The organism is Lactimicrobium massiliense, assembly GCF_900343155.1.
Lineage (GTDB): Bacteria > Bacillota_I > Bacilli_A > Erysipelotrichales > Erysipelotrichaceae > Bulleidia > Bulleidia massiliensis.
Map to the genome: position 1 here is coordinate 70,951 of NZ_OUNG01000003.1, position 26,469 is coordinate 97,419.

Below are 26,469 nucleotides of genomic sequence, written 5' to 3' on the forward strand. Positions count from 1 at the left end.
CTTATTTCCGCATCAAATCAATTTATCCAGATATTCCAGTTGTTCCAAAGCGGGCAATAAAGTCGTCTTCGGAAAGAATCAGAATTCCCAGCTGCTTTGCCTTCTGATTTTTACTTGACGTACTGTTGACATCATTGTTGATCAGATAGTTTGTCGATTTGGAAACGGATCCTGTCACTTTGCCGCCCTGTGAGGCAATATAAGCCTTGAGCTCATTGCGGTTTTTATAGTGATGCACATCACCAGTTACCACAAATGTCAGGCCCTGGCAAAGTGAGCCGCTGGCTGTATGAGATGTATCTTCCACGGTAACCATGGATAACAGATCCTGCAGATCCTGCACATTTCTTTCCTGATGGAACCAGTTGACAAAGGCGGCGGATTTCTCCGGCCCGATGCCATCCACCTGTGAAAACACAGCCGGATCATTGCTTGTTTCAGCCGTCTTGATCAATTGCTGGAAAGGCTGATACTGCAGCAGGCGGTTGGCAACATCCGGTCCAGTCAGCGGAATGCTCAAGGCATAGATCAGCCGGCTGTCTGTCACCGTCTTTGCCTTTTCGATCGCAGCACGGATATTGTCCGCACTCTTTTCGCCGAAACCATCCAGCTGGGCAATCTCATCATGATGTACGCCAAGACGGTAAATATCACCATTGCAGTGAATCCAGCCTTCATTGATGAAGCGGTTCAGTGTCGCCTCAGAGATGCCATCAATATCCATGCCGGCTTTGGACACAAAGCGGGCATACTTGCGCAGCTTCTTGGCATCGCAGTCCGGATTGGTGCAGCGCAGCGTCTTGGTGCCGCTGATCTCAGACACATGGATTTCCGTCGGTGCACCGCAGACCGGGCACACCTGCGGCAGATCCAGCTTTCCTTCAATCTTACGGACATGAATGACTTTTGGAATGATCTTGTTGGCTTTGATCACTTCCAGCACGGTGCCTTTACTGCCGATGCCAAGCCGCTCACATTCGGAAATATTGCATAACGATGCCCGGCGCACAACGGTACCTTCCAGGTCTACAGGCTCAAATACTGCCACAGGCGTAATCGTACTGGCAGCACAGGACCACTCTACATGATCCAGCTTTGTTTCTGCAGATTCATCTGCCCATTTGAACGCATAGCCTGCCCTGGTCGCATGATGTCCTGTCACAGAGCCGGTTGCGGCATAAGCCGTATCATCATAGCCGATCACAAGGCCATCCACCGGATATGGATTTTCCTGATCCGTAACCTTCTTTGTCCAGCGGCCGATGACAGCCTGCATCGCAGCCAGATCCGGATGTTCAATATATTCGTGATCAACACACGCGAATCCGTTTTCTTTCAGGAAATCCATCCTGTCTCCCCAGGAGACAATCTCATGTTCTGTATAAACAAGTGTAAAGGGAATCCAGTGCAGATGGCGCCGGCGCACTTCATCCACATCCTTCAGCGTCAATGAGCCGGATGCCAGGTTGCGGGGATTGGCATAATCTTCACCGGACTCCATGATGAACTGATTGAAGTCGGCATAGGAGATCACACACTCACCGCGGATCACCAGGTGCCCCTTCTCTTTGATGCGCAGGGCAATACCCTGAATGGCACCGGCAAGATGCGTGATGTTGGTGCCGATGTGGCCATCACCGCGGGTAACCACCTTTGTCAGTCTGCCATTGTCATACGTCACCACCAGTGTCAGACCATCCAGTTTCCATGACAGCCAGATCGGTCTGCCATCGGCCCATTTCACCAGATCTTCAATCTTTTTGGTCTTGGCAAGAGACAAAGCCGGGAATTCATGTGCTTCCTTTTCACCCGGAGTGCTGTCAGCCGATACTCTGTGGGTTGGCGAATCCGGCAGTACAGTGCCTGTTTCATTCTCCAAAGCACGCAGTTTATCAAACAGAGCATCCCATTCATAGTCGCTCATCACTTCGCCCTGGCCGTTGTAATACGCATTGGCCGCATCATTCAGGCGGGTGATCATTTCCTGCATCTGTGCAATTTTATTCTCTTCCATGATATTAGCTCTTCAGACTGCTCACTTTCTTTAATCCCGGGAAACCAGCCGCAATTTTTTTAACACCCCAGGGATACGCAAAGGCAATCTGCACAAGACCGCCTTCTGTTTTCACGACAAAGCCCTCACCAAACTTAGGATGCAGAACGCGCTCTCCCTTTTTCCAGTGCGGAACATTTGCACGCTGCATCTGTTCTTCAAATGTCTCATCATGATCGCTTTCCTGCATCTGCAGATGTCTGCGGTCATTGGAAAGCACCGTATGGGCATGCGAGGCACCAAGATGCTCAATCCATTGCGAATCAATCTCACGAATAAAGCGGGATGGTGTCCGCACCATCTGCAGCATGAACGAGAAACCGCCGGCATCGGTGAGATACAGCTTGTTTTTTGCTCTGGTAAAGGCAACATAGGCAAGCCGGCGTTCTTCTTCAATACCGCGCACACTGTCTGTCATGGCTCTTTCATTAGGGAAAATGCCTTCGTTAAGATCACTGACAAACACGGTGTCAAACTCCAGTCCCTTTGCCGCATGGACTGTCATCAGCTGCACAAAGTCAGACTGGTTTGTCTGCTCATGATCACCATACAGCGATACCATCTGCAGATATTCATCCAGCGAGCTCTCCGGATAGTTCACCGTAAACTCACGGGCATCATCAATCAGTTCCTTGAGGTTCTCCAGACGGTCGGTTTCCTTGCTTTCCTCTAAAGCTGTCCGATAGCCGGACTGATCCAGAATCCGTTCCAGCAGCTTGGTCAGCTGATACTCCGGACTGACAGCCCACTTTTTCCAGCTTTCCACCATTGCCACAAATGAATCAATCGTATTCTTTGTCTTGCCCTTGAACAGATCCGGATGGTTTCTGACAGCTTCATACATGGATGTGCCGTCTTGTTCAGCTCGTGCCCGGATGGTATCCAGTGTCTTATTGCCAATGCCTCTTTTCGGCTTATTGATCACACGCGTAAAAGCAAGATCATCCGCACCGGCACAAAGACGCAGATAACTCAGTGCATCCTTGACTTCCTGGCGGTCATAGAACCGGATGCCGCCATAGATGATGTACGGAATCCGCTCATCCAGAAAGCCTTTTTCCAATGAGCGGGACAGATAGTTGGAACGGTACAGCACTGCCATATCATGGTATGGTTTTCCTTTGTCATGCAGTTCCTTGACCTTTGATGCAATCCACATGGCCTGGTATTCATCGCTGGGCGCACTGTAATGGGTGATCTTCTGATCGCTGTGATGCTGGGTAAACAATTGTTTCTCAACCCGGTGGCGGTTGTGCCGGATGACATCATTGGCACCATTCAGAATCATATCTGTAGAACGGTAGTTCTCATTGAGAATGATCGTTTCCGCATCAGGAAAATCCTTTTCAAAATTCATGATGATATTCACATCTGCTCCGCGCCACGTATAGATGGTCTGGTCTGGATCGCCAACGACAAGCAGACTGTTGTCATCCCCGGCCAGCTGACGGATCAGCGTGTACTGCATGCGGTCAATGTCCTGAAACTCATCGACCAGGATATAGCGGAAACGGCGCTGCCACTTGGCCGCGACATCCGGATAGCGCCGGAACAGCCGGACCGTTTCGACAATCAGATCATCAAAGTCCAGGGCATACATCTTTTTCTGTTCTTCCACATAGTACTCATACACAAGTGCCTTGTTCTTCTCATCCGGATCGCTGCCAGCCATCTCCTTTGCCCTGTCCACAGATATTTCTTCGGTCTTATTGGCAGAAATATATGCAAGCATGGTACCGGTGGCATACTTTGTGCCATCCAGTCCATATTTTTTGTAAGCATCCTTGACGATGGACTTCTGGTCTTCTGCATCGACAATCGTGAAATTGCGCGGCCAGCCGATGACGGCAATATCCTCACGCAGGATCCGCACACAGAGGGCATGGATGGTAGAAATAAAAGGATTGGCATGTCCTTCGCCAAGCATCTTTGCGACTCTGTCTTTCATCTCATTGGCCGCCTTGTTGGTAAAGGTAATGGCCAGAATATGCTGGGGAAATACGTCCTCATCCTCAATCAGATGGACAATATGCATGGTCAGCACCCGGGTCTTGCCAGACCCTGCCCCGGCGATAATCCGCAGATGTTTCGCATTGGAAAGCACTGCCTTTTTCTGGTTTTCATTCAGACTCTCTGTATTCATTGATCAATAGCTCCCGTGATTGTTGCTGGTCAATTATACCATTGGCAGACCGCAATCACACAAGCATGCCTGGCTCATGCTATAATTCACGCAAAAGGAAGAGGATAACATGCTGTATTTAGCGGATCAATGGAAAGATTTTCAGTGCCTGGATGCCGGGGACGGAGAAAAATTAGAGACATGGAAAGGCATCACGTTGCGCCGGCCTGATCCCCAGGCCATCTGGCCAAAGGATGCCCAGGATCCTTCCTGGAATCAGGCAGATGCCATCTATCACCGTTCTCAAAGAGGCGGCGGAAACTGGGAATACCGGAAACATCTTCCCCAGGAATGGACGATCGGCTATCATGGCCTGACCTTCAAGGTCTCACCAACTGGCTTCAAGCACACCGGCATCTTTCCGGAACAGGCTGTCAACTGGGACTGGATGAGCTCTCTCATTCAGGCTCACAAAGAAGAAAATATCCGGGTATTGAACCTGTTTGCGTATACAGGCTGTGCCACTATGGCCTGTGCCAAAGCAGGTGCTGCTGAGGTTGTACATGTGGATGCTGCGAAAGGCATGGTGCAGTGGGCAATGGAAAACCGTGATCTCTGCCGCCTGCAGGATCATAAGATCCGTTTCATCGTCGATGACTGCCTGAAGTTTGTCGAACGGGAAAAAAGACGAGGCAGAACATACCATGGCATTCTGATGGATCCGCCCAGCTATGGCCGCGGTCCCAATGGTGAAATGTGGAAGTTTGACAAGGAAGTCACTGCTTTGCTCAAAGCATGCCTGGACATTCTGGATGACCATGCTCTGTTCTTCCTGATCAATTCCTATACAACCGGTTTTTCCTCTCTGGTGCTGAAAGACATGTTTCAGACCATGGTGCTGCCAAAGCATCCTGATGGCACCATTGATACCGGTGAGATCGGCATTCCCCTGCAGCACAGGCCGGACCTTGTACTGCCCTGCGGTATCTATGCCAGATGGGAGAGAAAATGAAAGTCCTATACGAAGACAATCATGTCCTGTGCGTAGAAAAGCCTGTCAATGTACCTGTCAATGCGGATGAAAGCAAAGATATGGATATGGTGTCTCTGTGCAAAGCATATATCAAAGAGAAGTATCATAAACCGGGCAATGTATGGCTTGGTTTGGTTCACAGACTGGACCGGCCGGTGGGCGGCTGTATGGTTTTTGCTAAAACTTCCAAAGCAGCTTCCAGATTGTCAGAAGCCGTACGGACCCATCAGCTGGACAAACAGTATCTGGCTGTTCTGGATGGCACGCCAAAGCAGGACAGTGGAAAGCTGGAAGATTATCTGCAGAAAAACAGCCGTACAAACATGGTTGCTGTGACTGACAAGGCACATGGCAGATACTGTGCTCTGGAATATGAAGTCCTGCAGAAGAAAAATGGCAGGACACTTGTATTGATTCATCTTTTAACCGGACGGCCGCATCAGATCAGGGTGCAGTTTGCAAGCAGAGGCATGCCTCTGCTGTATGATCAGCGCTACAATCCGCATCCCGGCCGCGGTCAGATTGCCCTGTGGGCCGTGCAGCTTTCTTTCCCTCATCCCATTACAAAACAGAGTATCACCGTCAGGGATGTGCCCGGAAATGGAAACTGGCACGGATTTGACATTGCATGATGAAAAAGAAAAGAAGAAGATACCGGATCAACTGGGATGCGTTAAAACCAGATCCCAGACCAAAAAAGAAAAGAAGAAGACATATCCGCAAATCGGTGCTGATTGGCTTTCTTGCCATTGTCATTGGTATTTCGGCCATTGTGTTTATGCCGAATTATCTGCAGGAAAAAAGGCTGAAAGAACTTGGCTACAACCAGACAGAAATTTCCCACATCCGCTCTTCGGGTCTGACCAGCTATATCCTGCAGAACAAGTATTATTCTCCATGCCTGGCAAAGGCGATCCTGAATAACAGCTTCAACCAGAAATATGTGGCTTTGTACCTGGTGATGTCTGAGGACAATATGCCCGATGAGGAAGATTTCCTTCTGTACAGCAGATTGGAAGACAAGGGTTATGAAACCGATCAGCTGCAGAATCTGTTCCAGAACCTTTCTGCCTGGGAGATCACACCGCTTCTTGTATTTGATTACCAGTACAATGAGCAGCCCTATATTGATGACTGTGCCGCAAACCGTGATCAAAACAGCACATCCAGTTTCACGCTGAGCAATTCCTATGTCGCCAACTATGCCAAGACCGCCGAAATTGCCAGTCCGGATGAGATTACGGTCCTTGTCAACAAGAAGAATCTGCTTGCGGCGGATTATGTGCCTTCTGATCTTGTCACTGTGGATGAAAGCTATGCTATAGCGGATGTACAGATGCGTTCTGAAGCAGCCAGTGCCTTTCAGGAAATGTGTGCGGCTGCGGCCAGTGATGGTGCCTACTTCTATGGTGTACTGGGCTATCGGTCCTATGAGGATCAGAAAAGTGCCTGGGAGACCATCGCTTTATACAATGGGGAAAACTATGCCGAAGCCAATGCGGCAAAGGAAGGTGCTTCCGAACATCAAAGCGGTCTTGCCGTCAATATTGCCTCTACCTATGAAAGCGACAAGGAATTCACGGATACCGAAGCTTACCAATGGTGCAAAGAGAATGCGGCATCCTATGGCTTTATTGAGCGCTACCCTTCCGGCAAAGAAAGCATCACCGGTTTTACCGCAGAACCGGATCATTACCGTTATGTTGGCAAAGACATCGCCCAGGCAGTTGCGGCATCTGGCTTAACCTATGATGAATACTATGCACTGTATCTGGCCCCGTGGAATGATGAAACACTGAAACCAGACGGCATCACTTCAAATCATGCATCAGCCAGTGCCAGCCCCATCAGTACTGCGCAGGCTGCTGCTGCAGCCGCGCCAAGTGCATCTTCCGGATCTCCACAATAGGAGATCTCTTTTATTGACAGGAACGTTTCATGATGATATCTTTTTGATATCAAAAGGAGAAATCTTATGGAAGAGAAGATTTACACGACAAGAAAGACCGGCATGCCTGTTATGCTTGCGATTATTGCCGGCCTGACTCTGTTTACCATCCTGTTTGTACTTGGCATCCAGCAGAACAACATTGTGTTTGGCATCATTGCTGTGATCGGCTGGGTCCTCTGTCTGATCCTGATTCCAGGACTGTGTGTACTCAAGCCGCAGGAAGCACTTGTGCTTACCCTGTTCGGTGACTACATCGGCACGATCCGGGAGCCAGGCTTCTATTTTGTCAATCCATTCTGCCAGTCTGTCAATCCGGCTGCCCGCACCCATCTTGCCCAGAGCGGTGATGTCAGTGAAAAAGCAGCAACCGCACAGGGAAAGGCAGAAGTGGGAAGCAGCCGCAAGATTTCTTTGAAACGGATGACGCTGAGCAATGGCCGGCAGAAAATCAATGACTGTCTTGGCACGCCGGTGGAAATTTCCATTGCCGTGATCTGGCAGGTAAAAGATACAGCCAAGGCTGTCTTCAATGTCGATAACTACAAGGAATATCTTTCTCTGCAGTGTGATGCAGCGCTGCGTGATATTGTGCGTATTTATCCGTATGATGTTGCCGAGAACGTGGATACTACCGGAGATGGTATTCCGGATGAAGGAAGTCTTCGAGGTTCTGCCGAAGTTGTGGCAGAGCGTATCCGCAACGAAATTCAGAAGAAAGTCAATACTGCCGGCCTTCAAGTGCTGGAAGCACGTATTACGTATCTTGCCTATGCGCCGGAGATTGCCTCAGTGATGCTGCAGAGACAGCAGGCTTCTGCCATTATTGATGCCCGCAAGATGATTGTGGATGGTGCTGTTGGCATGGTGGAGCTGGCCCTGCAGAAACTGAATGACAACAAGCTCGTTGAACTGGATGATGAACGGAAAGCAGCCATGGTTTCCAACCTGCTCGTTGTACTCTGCGGCAATCATGATGCCCAGCCGATTGTGAATACAGGCAGTCTGTATTGATGCAGAAGAAGCAGATACCGCTGCGGCTTTCCGAGCAGCTGTATGATGCCATTGCCGCATGGGCAGAAGATGACTTCCGTTCTGTAAATGGTCAGATCGAATACCTGCTTACAGAGTGTGTGCGCCAGCGCCGCAAGAACGGGAAATATGTCAGTGAGCACCTTGATGAACCATTAGATATCCAGATTCCAGAGAAAAAGCCATCAGATCATTGATGGCTTTTTGCATGTACAATCACTTGTTCTGCAGCTGTGCGTAGGTTTCTTCAGCATCATCCAGAACTCTTCTGAACTTATCCAGCGCTTTCTGGATCGGTGCTGGCGTTGTCAGATCTACGCCGCCATGACGCAGTTCATCCAGCGGATCAGCACTGCCGCCCATGGATAAGAATTCCAGATACTTCTTCACTGCCGGCTCTCCTTCTTTCAGAATGCCTTCCGAAAGAGCCACAGCACTTGTATAGCCTGTTGCATAGACATACACATAGAATGGAGAGTAGAAATGAGGGATTCTTGCCCATTCATAGGCAACTTCATCATCCATAACCAGATCTTTGCCAAAGTACTGTGCCACCAGGTTCTGATACAGATGGTCAAGTGCATCCGCATCCAGGGATTCTCCCCTTTCCTGCATAGCATGTGCTTCCTTTTCAAACTCAGCAAACATCGTCTGGCGGTACACCGTACCCTTGAAGCCTTCCAGATACTGGTTCAGCAGAGCAAGTCTTCTGGCTGGCTCATGGCAGTTCTGCAGCAGCTGTTCAATCAGCAGATTTTCATTCACTGTAGAAGCAACCTCTGCCACAAACAGACTGTAGCCGGAATACTGAGCTGGCTGATGGTGCTGGGTCAGCCATGTATGCTGAGAATGGCCCATCTCATGGGCAAGTGTAGAAACGGAATCCAAAGATCCGGTGAAGTTCAGCAGAATGAACGGATTGGAATCATAGGTGCCGGAAGAATAGGCACCGCCGGATTTCCCAACATTTGGATACACATCAATCCAGCCGTCTTTATACGCTGCCCTGACCCGGTTGACATAGTCTTTGCCAAGAGGTGCCACCGCATCCAGCACCATCTGCTGTGCCTGCTGATAGGTATAGCTTGCATGATCACCGGCAGACAGCGGTGCATAGACATCATAGTAATGCAGCTCATCCAGGCCGAGAATCTTCTTGCGCAGTGCGACATAGCGGTACATCGCATCCATGTTGTCATGCACAGTCTGAATCAGATTGTCATAGACAGATACCGGAATGTTATTGGCAGCCATGGATGCCTGACGGGAACTTTCATAACCGCGCAGCTTTGCCTCGGCAGTGGCAGCTTTTACGCAGCCTGCATAGGTAGAGGCAAATGTATGAATGTGCTGGCGGTAGGAATTGTAATAGGACATAAAGCTGTTTTTACGAAGGGTGCGGTCTGTACTCATCTGCAGCGGAATGTATGAGGATCCAGTAACCTCATGCATATTTCCTTCCGAGTCCGCAGCTGCCTCAAAACGAAGATCCGCATCCTGCAATGTACTGGCAGTTTCTCCAGAAGCACGGAGTGCATCACTCAATGAAGAAAGTACTTTTTCTTCAGGTGCAGACAGTGTATGCGGCTTTTCACGGATCAGCTTCTGCATCGTATAGGCATAGCCCGCAAGCAGAGGATCCTTTGCCAGAGCATTCAGCTGGTCTTCAGGCAGGGAAAGGATTTCCGGCTGGATGAAACTGACAGCACCTGCCAGCTGGGCATACTTGCCAAACGCACGTGAATACATGGACTGGGCAGTGTGGTCACGGGAATCCTCCGAATGACGCAGTGATGCATAGCAGATCACATCATCCAGACGGCGGCTCACCTCTGTTTCCCATGCAAAGCATGCCTTGATATGGCTGGCATCCTTCAAAGTACCGGCAAAAGAAGAAGCTTTGGCAATATCATCATCCAATGCCGAAAAAGCCTTCTCCCATGCCGCATCATCCGCAAACAATGTTGTCAGATCCCACTCATATCTGGGATCCATGTCTTTTCTTTCTTTCAATACATTCTCACTCATCCTGATCCTCCTGCAGAAGTTTATACACTTCTTCCTTTCTTGTTTCCATATCCTGATAGCCAAGATCATACAGCTTTACACAGTTGTCATGATCGCCCTTCCAGCGTGATACCTTGATATCCACTGAAGGCAGAATATTCACGGCATTGCCCTGCGCAATCATATCATCTATGATTTTGCGCTGTTTATAGTAATTTTCCTTGCGCACCTTGTAATCCTTCGCAACCTGCGGGCATTCCTTATAGATATGCTTCATCAGCCAGATGACAATTTTGCTGGAATCCGGACGGACATAATCAGCCGGCTTGGTTGTGATCACCAGGCACTTCGTACATTCCTTTTCAATGGCACGCTCAATCGGAATCATCTTGGTTATGCCGCCATCGAGCAGCCGGTATCCATGCCAGTCGACAATCTCAGATGCCACCGGCAAAGAGCAGGCACCGCGGATCACATTCAGCTGATCATCGAGATCTTCCGGCCCGAAGTAAATCGTTTTACCCTGATTCAGGTCATAGGCACCGATTTCCATATCTGGCTTTTCTTCACGGATCTTTGCAATGGACATATGTTCCTTTCCCAGAAGATATGTTTCAAAAATCTTGCGGTAATCCACGTAATAACCGCAGTGAAACAGTGCATACACGCCAACCAGATGGGGATCTGCTGCATAGATCGTTGCCATGTTCTTCGGCGTATGTTCATCATTGCACAGATAGCAGCAAAGATACGCTGCCCCTGAAGAAATCCCGACACTGTAATCAAAATGAATCTGATGATCCTGCAGCCAGGCAAGAGCACCTGCTGTATAGGCACCGCGGACACCGCCGCCTTCCAGAACCAGACCAATACGTTGTTTCATCTAATCTTCTCCTTGTTATGCCAGCGGCATCAGCATATGCAGAATACCACGGAATATACGGATAAACACATTCGTATGGGCAAGCACATAAGTGGATGTGATTTCCTGTGACTGGCCAATCGCTTCCATAAAGTCTTTGCGCACATTCCTGACTGCATCTGTATGCCACATCAGCACGCCATCCTCAAAATGCAGGAAATAACTGCGGAAATCTGTATTTACCGAACCGACAATTGCCATTTCATCATCGGCTACAATCGCCTTGGAATGATTGAATCCAGGTGTAAATTCGTAAATCTTCACACCGCTCTGCAATAGTTCCAGATAATTGGAACGGGTTGCCTGGAAGACCAGCCATTTATCCGGCTTATGAGGCGTCAGGATGCGCACATCCACACCATTTTTCGCCGCTGTCTGCAAAGCTCTTGATATCGCATCATTCAACAGCAGATACGGCGTATTCAGATATACATAGCGGCGGGCATGATTGATCAGGTTCAGATGCTCTGTCATGCCCACATCCTCTCCATCCGTCGGCGAGTCTGCATACGGCTGTACAAAGCCAGTCACCTGGAAATGCGGTGCTTCCAGGTGATAGCTGCTGTAATCCGCATCTTCGCCGCCATGGGACAGATAGTGATACATGCCAAGAAACTGAGAAGTCATGGACCATACCGCCGGTCCTTCCACCCGGATGGCGCTGTCGCGCCAGTAGCCAAAGCGCACAATCCGATTGACATATTCATCCGATAGATTGACACCGCCGGTGAATGCCACCCGGTTGTCAATGATGGTCAGCTTACGGTGGTCACGGTTGTTCATCTGCACGATCAGTGTCGGCCGCAGGCGGTTGAACGGATATGCCTCAATGCCATACTTTCCAAGCTTCTTGTACATATTCGGCGGCATGGTGACACAGCCAAAATCATCATAGATCAATTTCACTTTCACACCGGCAGCGGCCTTCTCCTTCAGGATCGAAAGAATTTCATCCCATACGGATCCCCTGTCAATGATAAACATCTCAATGAAGATAAAATGCTTTGCACTGCGCAGTGCTTCCAGATAATCCGGGAACCACTCTTCACCAGACTTATAGTACGTTGTCTTTGTACTGTCATAGATAGGAAAGCCGCATGTCTGCCAGCCATAGTGAAACAGGCGGGATACCGGTGTGTTCTCCATCTGTTTCAATACAGCCGGATCCTGATCTTCCTTCAGGGCAGCCTTGAGCTTTGTGCTGGCATTCAATGTGCCATCATACAATTTGCGGGACAGCTTCTTATTGCCGCACAGCAGATACATCGGCACGCCGATGACCGGAACTGCCAGCAGCACAACCACCCAGGCAATCTTATACGCCGGATCTGTCTTGCGGTTAACCTGCCATACCGCCAGCAGCAGACCGATCAGCGTAAACAGCGGCGTCAGATTATTGACATAAGAAAACTGGCAGATATAAGCCAGCAGAAAGTAAATCTGGGCAATAACCAGGGCAATGACCAGAAATAATCTTGAAGATAGTACCCGTATCAGCTTATGCATGGCTCTATTATACCATTCTCAATTCCTGCTCAACGGATACAGATAGATGATCTTGACGGTTTCCCCGCGCTGATACAGCCAGTGATCATGGGGAACCGGCACGGTTTCCACCTTTGTGCCGCCGAGCTTTTCCAGTGTCATGCGGCTGGCAATATTCTCTGGTGAGCAGGTGATGATCACTTCCTGCATATGAAAGCGGTCACGGGCCAGCACCAGCAGCAGCTGACAGGCGTCATATGCATAGCCATGACCGCGGTACTGGGCATAGATCCGATAGCCGATATTACCGGCATAATATAATTCTCTGTTCATGCCGATCCGCAGATCACACTGGCCGATCCGGATCGCCGTATGATGAAAATAGATGCCGAAATCATAGGATTCATACGCGTTGCCATGGCCGGGCAGATGATGTTCTTCCTGGATCAGATCGACGATATGGCCGCTGATTTTCTGACGCGGCTGGAAAAAAGAAAAGAAACCTGGCATATCAACTCCAGTCCCATTATAAAATGAAGTTAGAAAAAGGAGAAATTATGACACATACATTTCCGAAAGATTTCTTATGGGGCGGTGCCACCGCTGCCAACCAGTTTGAGGGCGGCTTCAACCAGGGCGGCAAAGGATGGAGTGTTGCGGACTGTGCACGCAGCCATCTGGATACCGATGTCAAAGACTACAAGAAACAGAATGAAGTACTGATGAAGGATGTTGAAGAGGCCCTGGCCAATCCGGATGACATGGATCATTATCCCAAGCGCCATGGGTCCGAATTTTATTCCCACTACAAGGAAGATATTGCCCTGCTTGGTGAGATGGGCTTCAAGGTTTTCCGCATGTCTATTGCCTGGAGCCGCATTTACCCTCAGGGTGATGAGGATCAGCCAAATGAGGAAGGCCTGCAGTTCTATGATGCCGTGTTCCAGGAACTGCAGAAATATGGCATCCAGCCGCTGGTAACAATTTCCCACTATGAACCGCCGCTGCATCTTGCCCTGGAATACAACTGCTGGTATGACCGCAGAACCATCGGCTTCTTCATGAACTTTGTCCGCACGATCGTTGACCGCTATGGCAGATACGTCAAATACTGGCTGACCTTCAATGAAGTGGATTCCATGATCCGCCATCCGTTCACAACCGGCGGCCTGATCAAAGACCGTTTCGCACCCGAGAAATTTGAAGAAGTGATCTTTCAGTCCATGCACCACCAGTTTGTGGCAAGTGCCCTGGCAACAAAGTATATTCATGAAAAAGATCCGGATGCCAAAGTCGGCTGTATGCTTACCAAGCTGACCTATTATCCTTATTCTCCGAACCCCCTGGATGTGCTGGAAGCACAGCAGAGAATGCGTTCTACGTATTGTTACAGTGATACGCAGGTATTCGGTGAATACCCAGCTTATCTGCTTGCCAGATTCAAAAATCATGGCATCCGCATCCAGATGGAGCCGGATGATCTGAAGATCATGAAGGCATACCCGGTTGACTTCATCTCCTTCTCCTACTATTCCTCCAGCTGTGTTGCTCATCATACTGACAATCTTGAAACAACCGCCGGCAACACGATCACTGCTGTGAAAAATCCATATCTGCCAACGAGTGAATGGGGCTGGCAGAGTGACCCAACCGGCCTGAGGATTTCGCTTGTCGATCTGTATGACCGCTACCGCAAACCGCTGTTCATCGTGGAAAACGGCCTTGGTGAAAAAGAAACACTCGTCAAAGACGGCGATACCTATACCGTCAATGATGATGCTCACATTGCCTATTACAGAGATCACTTCAAAGCCATGTATGATGCCATTTATGAAGATGGCGTGCAGCTGCTGGGCTATACGTCCTGGGCATGCATTGATCTTGTCTCAGAAAGCACGAAGCAGATGTCAAAACGCTATGGCTTTGTATATGTGGACTGTGATGACCATGGCAAAGGAACGTTCAACCGCTACCGCAAGAAGTCATTTTACTGGTACAAACATATCATTGAAACAAACGGTGCTGCCCTGTTTGAAGAATGACATAAAAAGCTGGAAATGCAACTCCAGCTTCTTTTCATGTTGATTATTGGGCTGCGGAACTCGGCACTGCATTGTCGGCAGCGGACTGAATGACACTGACATAATCGTTATACAGCTCATTCTTCTGATCACTGCTCAGCTGCACACTGCCGGCGGCGGCACTGATGCCATCAAGCAGGGAAACATGATAGCCGCTGAGAGCACCATCTTTCACTGCCACAACATCCGGTACAAAGAACGACTTGCTGCCGGAATCATCTGTGACAAAGGTTTCTGAGATCAGGGATGTCAGGGCATTGTAATCATCCTGCGTGTAGTCCGAATTGGTATCTACATAATAGACTGTCACAGAAAGGTTCATTGCGGCTTCATTAAGAACCGGTGCCGCGGTGACGCATTCTGTGCCGTCCGGCTTGGCAAAAAACAGAATGGCAGAACCGCCCTGCTGGAAAATCTGCAGGGCCTGCGACATGGAAATTTCCCGGAAGGCATGGGCAGATGGATCACTCAGGCCATACGCTGTCATATCTGCTGCACTGCTGTCAATTGATACATTCTCGGTAATGGTAATAGGATTGGTTGATACAGTAGTGACGGCATCGGGATCCGTGTTGACAAACATGAACGCATAAACAAGCAGCGCTCCCGCTATCAGCATTTTCTTCATTTATCACATCTCCAGAAATTCAGTCAGAAATCTTTCTGACTTTGGTTGTCTCATAGAAACTGTCAATCTTCTCACGGGTAGCCAGGCCGCGTGAATAGACATTCGCACTGCCGCAGGATGCGCCAAACCGGAAAGAATCCACCGGTTCCCTAGAGCGCAGATAGTCCATCAGGAAGCCAGCCACCAGGGCATCACCTGTGCCCACTGTATTGACTGCTTTGCTTTCTCTCTGCAGGGCTGCTCCATAGACGCCTTTATCACAGACAAGCAGGGCATCTCTGTTTTCAGAAAGAATCAGCACATTCTGCACACCATCGTCATGGAGCTGACGGCCTGCTTTGATTAATGCCGCTTCATCATCCAAAGGAAAATCCACCATGCTGGAAAGCTCCGCCGGGGTTGTCTTGATCATAAACAGGCCAGCGCCGAGCATATCCTTCATCAGGCGCGGATCCGTATCCATGCATACTCTGACCTTCTCCCTGACGGCATCCTGCAGCATTTTCTTGACATCTTCCACAAGATAATCCTGCGTATTGCCAGCCAGAACAAGATAATCTCCCTCACTCAGGCGGGATACCTTCCCCATCAGATTCTGCATGTCCACATCCGTGATGTAAGGACCCGTCGCATTGATATCCGTGCTTTCATCCTGATTGCGCAGCTTGACGTTGATGCGTGTATGACCTTCCGTATAGGTGAAATTCGGACGGATGAATTCATACTTGGCAAGCAGATCGATGTAGAAGTCCTTGGTGAAACCGCCGATGAAACCAAAGGCACGGGTTGGAATGCCAAGGTTATTGAGGACAATGGACACATTGATGCCCTTGCCGCCGGCTTCATAATATTCCAGCTGCGAACGGTTGAGCTTTCCTGGCTGCAGCTGACGGTCACCTTCCATGAAATAATCCAAAGATGGATTCAGTGTACATGTACAGATCATTTTCTCATCTCCCCAGTCCGCCTGACAATCTGTTCAATCAGCTGGCTGGACTGTTCCAACTGCTCCACAACACAGTATTCATAACGGCCATGGCAGTTGCCGCCGCCATTGCCAAGATTCGGACACGGCACACCCATGAAGGTCAGATTGGAACCATCTGTGCCGCCGCGGATACTCTCATTGACCGGTGTCAGGCCAAGATCTTTCAATGAAGCAACAGCAATTTCTGAAACCTCAGGATGCTTGACAAGCACTTCCTTCATATTGTGATAGGTATCGCTGATCTCCACTGTAATCACCTGCCGCTTATATGCATCATTGATATAGTCAGCTGCCTGCTGCATCAGCTTCTTCATCTGCTCAAAATCACTTGTTTCATGAGCACGGATCAGATATTCTGCCTCAGCAGAATCCACGTCACCATGCATTCTGTGCAGATGGAAGAACGGTTCGCGTCCTTCCGTGTGCTCTGGTCTTTCATATGCCGGCAGAAGATTGTGATAATCAACGCACACATTCAGGGCATTCACCATCTTGTTTTTGGCAGAACCCGGATGAATGGAAACGCCTGTGCATTTGACAACAGCAGATGCTGCATTGAAGGTCTCATCCGAATAGACGCTGATATCGCCGCCATCCATGGTGTAGGCAAAATCAGCACCGAATTTCTTCACATCAAAATGCTCCGTGCCCCTGCCCACTTCTTCATCCGGTGTAAAGGCAACAGCAATGCGGCCATGCTTTACTTCAGGATGAGAAACAAGATACTGCAGTGCTTCCATAATAGAGACAATGCCTGCTTTGTCATCTGCGCCAAGCAGGGTCGTGCCATCTGTCACCACCAGTGTCTTTCCCTTCAGTGATGCCATCTCCGGGAAGTCAGCAATGTGTGTGATGACGCCATTGCCAAGATCAATATCATTTCCATCATAGTTTTCAATCACATGCGGATTGACGCCAGTGCCGCTGTAATCCGGTGCTGTATCCATATGGGCAATGAAGCCGACACATGGACTTTCATGGTCCAGATTGCTTTCCAGATGTGCATAGATATAGCACGCATCATCCAGACTGGCATCCTGAATCCCCATGTCCTGCAATTCTTTCAGCAATACCTTTGCCAGATCAAACTGCTTCTTTGTGGAAGGAGATGTCTGACTGTCTGGATCAGACTGTGTATCAATTCTGCAATAGCGGATCAATCTTTCTAGTGCGCTCATCTGTTTACCTCTTTTCTTTCAGTTCCATTTGTGAAAATGTACAGTCGAAATGGGAATCCTGCGGGCTGCAGGCATAGATGCCAATGCGGATCGGACCATTGCGTTCTTCCATTCTGAACTGTCTGACATCCGAATATACCCTGCCATTGAAGCTGTACTGAATCCGTACCGCCCCGGCCCTGTACCATACACGATAATACATCCAGCGGATCGCTGTGCCAATCTCACGGCAGGAACGGTCGCCATATTTGCCATGAAATACGATCACATCCAGCTCATCGAGCTCTTCATTGCGCCGCTTCGTGCAGCAGACCGCTTTCCGTCTGGAACCGTTGTACAGCAGAATGCCGCACTGGTCAAACTTGCCCTGATACGAAAAATCGACGCGGACAGTAAACATGAAATAGCCATCCGGTTTCAAAGACAGCTCTACTGCCTCTGCCCCGTGCCGGTGCCCCCGCAGGTCTGTATACGGTTCTGTTTCCAGAATCACACAGTCCCTTCTGACAATATAGCGTTCCGGCTTCCGGATCCATTTCAACTGATTCGCGTCAATTTTCGTCATGTATCTATTCTACTCAGATTTTGTGTCTGACATCCATATCAACATTCTCATAACTTGTTGCAGTCAGAGAATCATGGATCGTTGTTGCTTTGTTAGCCATGTTCTCACGCAGCATTCTGCCCTTGACCTGAGCAGGCTGAGAAATGACGGCCGGGCCGGCAATACAGCCGCCCACACATGCCATGCCTTCCAGAATATCTGCCTTGAAGCGCTTGAACTTGATCAGGTTCAGCTGCTGTTTGCACTCCATGCCGCCATTAGCCAGCACGGAAGTAACAGGCTTATCATACCCCATTTCCTTCAAAGCTTCTACAACCGCAGCCGCAACGCCGCCGCTGGCAGCGAAGTTTCTGCCATAGTTGGATGCTGTCAGCTTCTCATCACCCTGAATCTCATCCAGGTCTACACCCTTGGCCGCAAACATTGCCATCAGCTCTTCAAAGGTCAATACATAGTCAACTGCACTGACTTCCTGCATTGCTTCCTGCTTCTTGGCAACACACGGACCGATAAAGACGACCTGACAGCCAGGATGATCCTTCTTCAGTTTACGTGCCGTAGCCATCATCGGTGTAACTGTCGTACTCTTGTTTTCCTTGTACTGCTCCGGGAAGTGAATCATCAACATATTGACAAAGCCAGGGCAGCAGGATGTTGTCAGAGGAAGACCGGCTTCCTTGTGCTTGATCAGCTCCTCAGCTTCATTATGTGCAACCGCATCAGCACCACTCGCAACTTCCACGCACTTGGTAAAGCCAAGCATCTCAATACCCTTGAAGATCACTGGCAGGCTGGCTGCTTCAAACTGACCCTGGATGGAAGGTGCCACAATCGCATACGTCTCTACTTTCTCATTCAGCAGATGAATGACCTGTGATACCCAGCTCATATCCGAGATCGCACCAAACGGGCATGCCTTCAGGCAGGCACCACAGTTGATGCAGCGGTCCTCGTCAATCTGACAGATCTTGGCATCATTCCAGGAAATTGCCTGTACCGGGCAGTGCGCATAGCATGGACGTTCCGTAACAACAATCGCATTGTACGGGCAGGCACGTGCACAGGCACCGCACTCCTTGCACTTGGCATGGTCAATCACCGAGCGGTGGGCACCCATGGAAATGGCACCGAAGTTGCAGGCAGCCAGGCATGCCTTCTTCATACATTTACGGCAGTTATCTGTTACCTGAATCTTCTGAATGGTGCAGCCGTCACATGCCGCATCAATGACCTGCACGATCTGTTTCGGCTTGTAGATTTCAGAATCATTTGCCATCTTGCCAAGGGCCAGACGCACTCTCTGCCGCAGAACTTCTCTTTCCTTATACACACAGCAGCGGAACCGCTCTCCCCCAAGCGAGACAAGCTGACGTGCAAAGGCATTCACCTTTTCCTCTGCCAGTTCTCCCTCAAAAGATTCTCTTGCCACCTCTGTCAAGACATCAAACTTGAACAGATTGGCATCACTTGTCAGCATACTGAACATAATCCGTTGTTCTCCTTTTTCTCAATCCCTTAAATATAACAATATGATATCTCAGCGATAATACTGAACGCCATACTCTACTTTGGCAAGATCACTGTCCGGAATCAGCTTCTTCAGAATCTCACGGGCAAACTCCAGCGAGGCACTCATGCCGCGGCCGGTCACAACATTGCCGTCCGCAACAGCCGGCACCATCATGAACTTGCCGCCAAAGCTCTCATCATGAAAGCTCGGGAAGCATGTATAGTATTTATCCTTCAGAATACCCAGGTGTCCCAGCACGGAAGGCGCTGCACAGATTGCACAGGTCAGCTTTCCTGCCTTGTAATGGGCAAGCACCGCCGCTTTAACGGTATCACTCTTGTCAAGATTGGCTGTGCCAACCTTGCCGCCGGGCAAAACTACGACATCATATGTACTGACATCCACATCTTTCAGCAGAAGATCCGCACTGACATCCACGCCATGAGAACCATGCACCGTTAAACGATCACTGATTGAAACCATATCTGTATGGATTCCTGCTCTTCTCAGCAGATCCACTGTTACCAGAGCTTCACACTCTTCAAAACCATCAGCCAGAAATACAAGACTCTTCATTTCAGCCTCCTTGTGAAAATTATACCATGTTAGTATACACTCCACCACTCATAAAAAGAAGAGTCGGGGCTGTCCGACTCTCCTTCTCTTCATTCCGCTTCACAATATCCTGTCAGTTTCTATTTCAGCTTCTTTGCATTTCATGCTTATGATGGCACAACCGATTCTCTTTCATCTTGCCCATCTGCTTACATATACAGGATTCCTGATGTGTTTTGTTTTCCTTTTCGCTTTTGTTCAGCCATTGCTGACCACTGAAAGGCAGATCATGTCATGTTTTACCTACTGCCGCTGCTGTTACAATTGCGGCGCTCATGAACTTTTCCTTTTTCCTCACTGCCAGCTCATGTTCCAAGAGACTTACCCTATACACAGGGCACCATGAACAGCTTTTTCATGTCTGCGGATTGTTTCCAGTGGCTTCGCTCTGCGCTTCCATCAGGCTTTGACAGAAATATCAGAAGTCAGAATTGAATGCTTTGTTATTTGCAGGTTTCTATGACCTGCCTCCATAAATTCCTGGTTTCATTGGATACCTCCCGGCTCTCATTCGGTTGGCTCTTTCTCTTTGCACTTATATAATAGCTTTCCGCGGTATCATTACCAGTCTTGTATTTCAAATTTATTTCAGCTATATTGTTTATGTTAGGGCTTACATAAACTTAATCTGCATTTTCAATTAACTGACGATAATTATAAACGGCACCAAACATTCTGGCATTGGAATGAAAGTCTGATTCTACAACCTCCGGCTCCCAGATGTTATGATACGGCACGTTTTCAAAGCGTCTGTGTACAGCTTCCTGGATTAATTTCAGAAAGACAGGCTCAGAAATATTGCCGCCGATGACGATCCTGGAGGAATCGATGACACACTGGATGTTATACAAATAGGAGGCCAGCCCGTCGCAATACGTATTTACTCCACGCAGGACATCCGGGTCGTTCTGCTGCAGCCGCATCATGATCCGGATCACATTCATATCATCACGTCCGGTTGCCTCATTAACACACTGCGCCAGGGAATCCACACCGCTTGTCTGTGAAAAAATACCATTTTTGCCATAGCGGTCCTGGTAGTCTGCACGCATATAGGAAAATTCGCCGGCTGCGTAATGGGCGCCATCACACAGTTTGCCATCCATAATCACCGCACCGCCAATGCCGCCGCCAAGAATCATGACCATCATGCCATTGCGGATTCCCTTGAGGGCACCATAGCCGATTTCAGCCATGGCTGCTGCCTTGGCATCGTTGGCAATGACAGTCTTCAAGCCAGTCAGTTCCTTTACTTCTTCCGCATAGTCCATATTATGAACCCAGCGGAAAACGCCGCCAGAGTAGGCAATGCCTTTTTTACGGTCAATGACACCAGGCATCGTGATGGAGATTCCATCCACCTGATCTTTATATCTGGCTGCCACATCACAAAGAGGTTCAAACAACTCTTCTTTGCATGACATGCCAAAGGTCATGCGGCCGCTGTCCATCAGATCCAGGCACTGCGAGACAATGCCATAGCGGAACGTGCCATTGTCAATATCAAAACATAAATAATTCTTCACGAAGCTTCCTCCGTTGGCTCCCTGCCGTATCACAAAATGCCAAATGCTCTGTTTCTTATTATATGCCTGCAGACTGTCTTTGCAAAATAACAGAAAAACAGGACATCTCTGCCCTGTGATCTGTTACTTGGAATTTTCTTCCTGTGCATCGAGCTTGCCAAGTGCACGATAGTGACGGCGTCTGTCAATCTCCGTCAGATACTTCTTGCGGACACGGATATCTGTCGGTGTGACTTCGACAAGTTCATCATCATTGATGAACTCAACCGCACCTTCCAATGTCAGAATGCGCGGCGGAACAAGCTTCATGGCTTCATCATTTCCGGTAGAACGCACAGCTGTCATCTTCTTATTCTTGATCGGATTGACGCCCATATCCATATTCTTGCTGGAAACACCGATGATCATGCCTTCATAGACCGGTGTCTGAGCACCAATGAACAACTGGCCTCTTTCCTGAATATTCCAGAGTGCATAGGTCATGGCATTTCCGGTTTCCGTTGAAATCAGAGCACCGTTTTCACGCTGCGGAATTTCACCCTTCCATGGCTCATAGTCCGCAAGACGCTGCACAATCGTACCTTCGCCATGCGTCATATTAATGAAGTCACTGCGGAAACCAATCAGGCCTCTGGTAGGAACCATGTACGTAATACGTGTATACGTACCGATCTCTTCCATGTCATTCAGAACACCTTTACGCACATTCAAGGCGGAGATGACAGCACCGGAATATTCTGTCGGTACATCAATGACAACTTCCTCAACCGGCTCGCACTGTACGCCATCAATTTTCTTGAGAATAACCTGCGGACGGGATACTGCAACTTCATATCCCTCACGGCGCATCTGTTCCAACAGAACCGTCAGATGCAGCTCACCACGGCCGGATACCTTGAAGGTATCTGTGGAGTCGGTGTCTTCCACTTTCAGGCCGACATTGACTTCCAGTTCCTTTTCCAGTCTTTCACGGATATTGCGGGAAGTCACATACTTACCGGACTGACCTGCAAACGGTGAATCATTGACCATAAAGTTCATGGACAGAGTCGGCTCTTCAATCTTGATGGCAGGCATTGGATCAGGCGCGCCAACCGGGCACAGCGTATCACCGATGTTGATATCAGGAATACCGGAGATCATGCAGATTTCACCGCACTGGATCTCATCAACAGAAATACGGCTCAGTCCCTTATAGACAAAGATCTGGTTTGTCTTGCCCTGATGAATCGTACCATTGGCATTGCACACTTCATATGGTGTGGCAGCCTTCAGAGTACCCTTGTAAATACGGCCGATGCCAAGTCTGCCAATATAGTCATCATAAGCCAGTGCACAGATCTGCATCTGTACCGGTTCATCCATCAGGTTCGGATACGGCTGGGTATGATGAATGATCGTCTCAAACAGCGGCACGATATCGTTGTTGGTATCCTTGTCCCAGTCATAGCGGACAATACCTTCTCTTGCCACGCCATACAGGATCGGGAAGTCCAGCTGATCATCCGTCGCATTCAGCTCCAGGAACAGATCATAAACTTCATCAATAACCTCGGTTGCACGCTGGTCTGCTTTATCCATCTTATTGATCAGCAGAATCGGACGCAGGCCGATCTCCAGAGACTTGCTCAGAACGAAACGGGTCTGCGGCATCGGTCCTTCGGCACTGTCAACCAGCAGGATGACCGTATCCACGGTACGCATGATACGCTCAACTTCGGAAGAGAAATCCGCATGACCTGGTGTATCGACAATGTTGATCTTATAGTCCTTATACGTAACCGAGCAGTTTTTGGAATAAATCGTGATGCCGCGCTCACGCTCCAGATCATTGGAGTCCATGATGCAGTCCACAACCTTCTCGTTGTCCTTGAAGACATGGCTCTGCTTGAGGAACGCATTGACAAGCGTACTCTTGCCTGCGTCGACGTGGGCAATCACTGCAATATTGATAATCTTCTGATAATCCATATGCTCACCTCATTCTTAATCTCGAAACGTGTCTATTATATTGAGTTGGTCTGCATAAATCAACTGCACTGCCAGCAGATGCGCGCACATAAAAAGCACCGGATTTCCGGTGCTTTGCGCCTTATTTCTGATCAGCGTCAATTGCATTGGCAGCTGTGCGTCCAGAGACAAAGATCTCAACAATCGCATTGCCGCCCAGACGGTTGCCGCCATGGATGCCGCCCGTGACCTCACCAGCCGCATACAGACCCTTGATGACATTGCCCTTTTCATCCAGGACATGGCGTTCATCGTCAATTGTCAAGCCACCCATTGTATGGTGTGTGCTCGGTGCCAGCAGGCGGACCTTGAGCTGTACGCCATCCAGTGTATAAGTATCTTCCTTGTAGTTGCCGTTTTCATCTTTTTCGGCATTGCCGATCAGTGCTGTCCAGCCGGTCTTTTCCGGATCCAGGTCTTCACCCTTGTTCTCCATCAGTGCCTTGTCATAAGCCAGAATGGTTTCCTTGACCTGCTCACCAGTGCAGTCAAAGCCAAGCTGTTTGAACAGATCGTCAAGCTGATCAACGGTGCGGGTGTACTGACGGTTTTCCACGTCACTGTTCCACAGCGTCAGGTCACTGTCCTTCGGTGTGCCATATGGATACGGGCCAGGAATTGCCTGCGATGCATTGGCAATTTCAATGACAGTGCCCTGAGCGCCATCATAGCTGACACCATTTTCAAACTCGCCAAGAGACAATACATCACGTTCACTTGTCTCATTGACATAGCGGGTGCCATCCTTCGGATTCAGATAGATCGCATAGTTGCCGCCGCCAAAGGCCAGGTTGCCATTGTCAACCCAGGAGATCGGCATCATCTGTGTCCAGCCCATGCCGGTAGTGCCGGCACCAACTTCTGTACCCATGTCAATGCCATCACCAACCAGTGAAGAACGGTTGGTTGTCTTTGTGGAAGAAGTAATATCGCCATCAGCCCAGTATTCGTTGGTATCCATGACACGCTGGATATTGGCTGCATAGCCGCCGGTTGCCAGAACAACGCCCTTGTTGGCATGCAGGGTGACTTCCGTACCGTCATACATCTTTGCCTTGACGCCTGTGACAGCACCATCATCTGTCAGCAGAGATTCCGCTTTGGTTCGCGTCATGATTGCATTGTCAGCCGCATTGGCCACCGTGTTGAGAAGTGTATTCTTCGTGGTTGCAATGTACGTGTTGAAGACGCTCTTGCCCTTGGTGTTGCTGCCATCAGGATCCGCCGTACCATCGCCATCCAGGTCACAGCCAAGGAAGTCGTTTTCACGGTTCCACAGTGCGCCGACAATGGTTGGCTGCACAGATTCATCAAACAGAGCTCCCTGGTCTTCCAGCCAGCCCTTGAGATCCTGGCCGCCTTCAATGAACTGAGAAACCAGCTTGTAGTCGCCATAGATCCACTTTGTGTGGTCAGCATTCGGACGCAAACCGCCATAGTAAGTCTGGAAGATATGCAGATTGACTGTGGAGAACAGTGTCAGATCGCCTTCATTAACCCCGGCATCCAGCTTGGGCTGTGCCCAGTCAAGATATGCCTGAATCTCTTTCTTCAGTGCCTTGAGTGTATCCAGATATTCCGCATGGACACCTGCCTGGCTGAGGCTGTCAATATCACCAGCCACAAAGTCATGGTCCTTGAAGTAGCTTTCATCAAACGGTTCCTCACTCCAGTTCAGAATGGTCTTGAGAACCTTGATGTTGCCATTGGCCATCTTGACCTTGTCATAGGTCTGGCCCTTGTACTCACCGGTTGTGGCATCCGGATTGCTTTCATCCCAGCACAGATACTTCTGCACAGACTGGAACTGGCCGCCGGATGCGATGGTGTTGCCGCCGATTTCGGCATTTTCTTCGATCACGGCAACAGAATCACCATTCTGGGCTGCCTGCACCGCTGCGGCCATACCGGCACCGCCGGCACCAACGACAACGACATCGTATGTCTTTTCAATCGGATCCTGTGCCTCATGCACAACCGTATTGCTTTCAAAGCCATCCTGGTCCGATGCCTTTGCCTGCTTTGCTGCATCTGCCAGTGCTTCCTTGACACCCTTGGAAGTAAAAGTGGCACCAGACACACTGTCAATACCGGAGCCATTGGCTTCCTTTGCATCCGCAAACAGAATGTCATATGCAGGTGTACCAATATGATTTGTCTCCTTGGAACTCTTGATCGCAATATCTGTAATGCCATCTTCACTGAACGTGACATCCAGCTGGATTGGTCCATTATAACCGGTGCCTTCACCAGTATAGGTGCCGGCAGTATACGTAACCGGTACATTTTCATGCTTTGCGGCAGCTGCATAGTCATCCGGATTCAAGCCTGCATTCTTCAATGCATCCTTGACCGCATTCATGATTGCATTGGATGTAACGGTGGCACCAGACACTGCGTCCACATTCGGAGTCCCGGCATCCACAATCTCCTGCGGCACCTTTTCCAGAGCCGGATCGGCAATACCTTTGGTCTCCTGCTGATCCGTCACTTCAACATTGGTAATCTCCCCGTTTTTCAGTGTGACTTCAACCGTCACATCCCCATTTTTACCTTCGGCAGTCCCCTTGAACGTGCCGCTCTTTTTTCCACATCCGGTCAAAGACCCTAACAGAAGTGCTGTGCACAGCAGCATTGTGCCACTGCGAAAACATCTTTTTGTGTTCATCTTTCCTCCCATAACTTGAACATTTCCGGATTTGTTCACTATGATTATTAAAAACCCTGTACCTGATACAGAGTCAATCATTTTTGTGAATTATTTCG

Annotated in this window: 21 protein-coding genes; 6 read left to right on the forward strand and 15 right to left on the reverse strand. The window is 49.2% G+C overall.

The window, feature by feature from the left end; translation table 11 throughout:
• Positions 1 to 22 precede the first annotated feature (22 nt).
• Both ligA and DHU66_RS06140 read right to left on the reverse strand, forming a co-directional pair.
• Complete coding sequence (gene ligA / locus DHU66_RS06135; protein ID WP_108775003.1) at positions 23 to 2,014, reverse strand: NAD-dependent DNA ligase LigA; 1,992 nt, start codon at positions 2,012 to 2,014, stop codon at positions 23 to 25.
• Positions 2,015 to 2,018: 4 nt separating this feature from the next.
• Positions 2,019 to 4,196 (reverse strand): ATP-dependent helicase, encoded by a 2,178-nt coding sequence (locus tag DHU66_RS06140; protein ID WP_108775004.1) that lies wholly within the window; start codon positions 4,194 to 4,196, stop codon positions 2,019 to 2,021.
• A gap of 109 nt (positions 4,197 to 4,305) precedes the next feature.
• On the opposite strand from DHU66_RS06140, the gene DHU66_RS06145 reads away from it, so the two are divergent.
• The 5 genes from DHU66_RS06145 (at position 4,306) to DHU66_RS06165 (ending at position 8,385) form a co-directional block, all read left to right on the forward strand.
• Positions 4,306 to 5,187, forward strand: coding sequence for a class I SAM-dependent methyltransferase (locus DHU66_RS06145; RefSeq protein WP_108775005.1), 882 nt, complete (start codon positions 4,306 to 4,308; stop codon positions 5,185 to 5,187).
• Entirely contained in the window at positions 5,184 to 5,840 is a 657-nt protein-coding gene (locus tag DHU66_RS06150; RefSeq protein WP_209451761.1) for an RluA family pseudouridine synthase, read from the forward strand. Before DHU66_RS06145 ends, DHU66_RS06150 begins: the two co-directional genes overlap by 4 nt.
• A complete protein-coding gene (locus DHU66_RS06155; RefSeq protein ID WP_108775007.1) occupies positions 5,837 to 7,117 on the forward strand; it encodes a M15 family metallopeptidase in 1,281 nt (426 codons plus the stop codon). Before DHU66_RS06150 ends, DHU66_RS06155 begins: the two co-directional genes overlap by 4 nt.
• 66 nt (positions 7,118 to 7,183) lie before the next feature.
• The gene (locus DHU66_RS06160) at positions 7,184 to 8,170 is read left to right on the forward strand and encodes an SPFH domain-containing protein (RefSeq protein ID WP_108775008.1); all 987 of its coding nucleotides are present in this window, start codon (positions 7,184 to 7,186) and stop codon (positions 8,168 to 8,170) included.
• The gene (locus DHU66_RS06165) at positions 8,170 to 8,385 is read left to right on the forward strand and encodes a type II toxin-antitoxin system antitoxin (protein ID WP_108775009.1); all 216 of its coding nucleotides are present in this window, start codon (positions 8,170 to 8,172) and stop codon (positions 8,383 to 8,385) included. The genes DHU66_RS06160 and DHU66_RS06165 overlap by 1 nt, the downstream gene beginning before the upstream one ends.
• 19 nt (positions 8,386 to 8,404) lie before the next feature.
• Here DHU66_RS06165 and pepF read toward each other — a convergent pair whose 3' ends face one another.
• The 4 genes from pepF to DHU66_RS06185 are packed head-to-tail and all read right to left on the reverse strand — an operon-like array spanning position 8,405 to position 13,112.
• Positions 8,405 to 10,216 (reverse strand): oligoendopeptidase F, encoded by a 1,812-nt coding sequence (pepF, locus tag DHU66_RS06170; protein ID WP_108775010.1) that lies wholly within the window; start codon positions 10,214 to 10,216, stop codon positions 8,405 to 8,407.
• A complete protein-coding gene (locus DHU66_RS06175; protein ID WP_108775011.1) occupies positions 10,209 to 11,078 on the reverse strand; it encodes a patatin-like phospholipase family protein in 870 nt (289 codons plus the stop codon). The genes pepF and DHU66_RS06175 overlap by 8 nt, the downstream gene beginning before the upstream one ends.
• A gap of 15 nt (positions 11,079 to 11,093) precedes the next feature.
• Positions 11,094 to 12,623, reverse strand: coding sequence for a cardiolipin synthase (cls, locus tag DHU66_RS06180; protein ID WP_108775012.1), 1,530 nt, complete (start codon positions 12,621 to 12,623; stop codon positions 11,094 to 11,096).
• Positions 12,624 to 12,641: 18 nt separating this feature from the next.
• Positions 12,642 to 13,112, reverse strand: coding sequence for a GNAT family N-acetyltransferase (locus tag DHU66_RS06185; protein WP_108775013.1), 471 nt, complete (start codon positions 13,110 to 13,112; stop codon positions 12,642 to 12,644).
• Between the two features lie 47 nt (positions 13,113 to 13,159).
• Between DHU66_RS06185 and DHU66_RS06190 the strand changes: the two genes are divergently transcribed.
• The gene (locus DHU66_RS06190; protein ID WP_108775014.1) at positions 13,160 to 14,644 is read left to right on the forward strand and encodes a family 1 glycosylhydrolase; all 1,485 of its coding nucleotides are present in this window, start codon (positions 13,160 to 13,162) and stop codon (positions 14,642 to 14,644) included.
• 43 nt (positions 14,645 to 14,687) lie between these two features.
• Here DHU66_RS06190 and DHU66_RS06195 read toward each other — a convergent pair whose 3' ends face one another.
• The 9 genes from DHU66_RS06195 to DHU66_RS12530 form a co-directional block, all read right to left on the reverse strand.
• On the reverse strand, positions 14,688 to 15,311 hold the full coding sequence (locus DHU66_RS06195) for a hypothetical protein (RefSeq protein WP_108775015.1): 624 nt from the start codon (positions 15,309 to 15,311) through the stop codon (positions 14,688 to 14,690).
• Between the two features lie 19 nt (positions 15,312 to 15,330).
• Positions 15,331 to 16,257, reverse strand: coding sequence for a 1-phosphofructokinase family hexose kinase (locus DHU66_RS06200; RefSeq protein ID WP_108775016.1), 927 nt, complete (start codon positions 16,255 to 16,257; stop codon positions 15,331 to 15,333).
• Entirely contained in the window at positions 16,254 to 17,477 is a 1,224-nt protein-coding gene (gene pepT, locus DHU66_RS06205) for a peptidase T (RefSeq protein WP_108775017.1), read from the reverse strand. Before pepT ends, DHU66_RS06200 begins: the two co-directional genes overlap by 4 nt.
• A gap of 4 nt (positions 17,478 to 17,481) precedes the next feature.
• Positions 17,482 to 18,042, reverse strand: a complete 561-nt coding sequence (locus DHU66_RS06210) for a DUF1349 domain-containing protein (RefSeq protein ID WP_108775018.1) — start codon at positions 18,040 to 18,042, stop codon at positions 17,482 to 17,484.
• Positions 18,043 to 18,055: 13 nt separating this feature from the next.
• Positions 18,056 to 19,528 carry a monomeric [FeFe] hydrogenase gene (locus DHU66_RS06215; protein ID WP_245309420.1) on the reverse strand — a complete coding sequence of 491 codons (1,473 nt, stop codon included), beginning with the start codon at positions 19,526 to 19,528 and terminating at the stop codon, positions 18,056 to 18,058.
• A 51-nt stretch (positions 19,529 to 19,579) separates the two neighbouring features.
• Positions 19,580 to 20,128: a DJ-1 family glyoxalase III gene (locus DHU66_RS06220; RefSeq protein WP_108775019.1), complete on the reverse strand. Its 549-nt coding sequence runs from the start codon at positions 20,126 to 20,128 to the stop codon at positions 19,580 to 19,582.
• A gap of 662 nt (positions 20,129 to 20,790) precedes the next feature.
• Complete coding sequence (locus DHU66_RS06225; protein WP_108775020.1) at positions 20,791 to 21,693, reverse strand: ROK family protein; 903 nt, start codon at positions 21,691 to 21,693, stop codon at positions 20,791 to 20,793.
• A 123-nt stretch (positions 21,694 to 21,816) separates the two neighbouring features.
• Complete coding sequence (gene typA, locus DHU66_RS06230) at positions 21,817 to 23,664, reverse strand: translational GTPase TypA (protein WP_108775021.1); 1,848 nt, start codon at positions 23,662 to 23,664, stop codon at positions 21,817 to 21,819.
• A 121-nt stretch (positions 23,665 to 23,785) separates the two neighbouring features.
• A complete protein-coding gene (locus DHU66_RS12530) occupies positions 23,786 to 26,371 on the reverse strand; it encodes an FAD-dependent oxidoreductase (RefSeq protein WP_108775022.1) in 2,586 nt (861 codons plus the stop codon).
• Between the last annotated feature and the right edge of the window lie 98 nt (positions 26,372 to 26,469).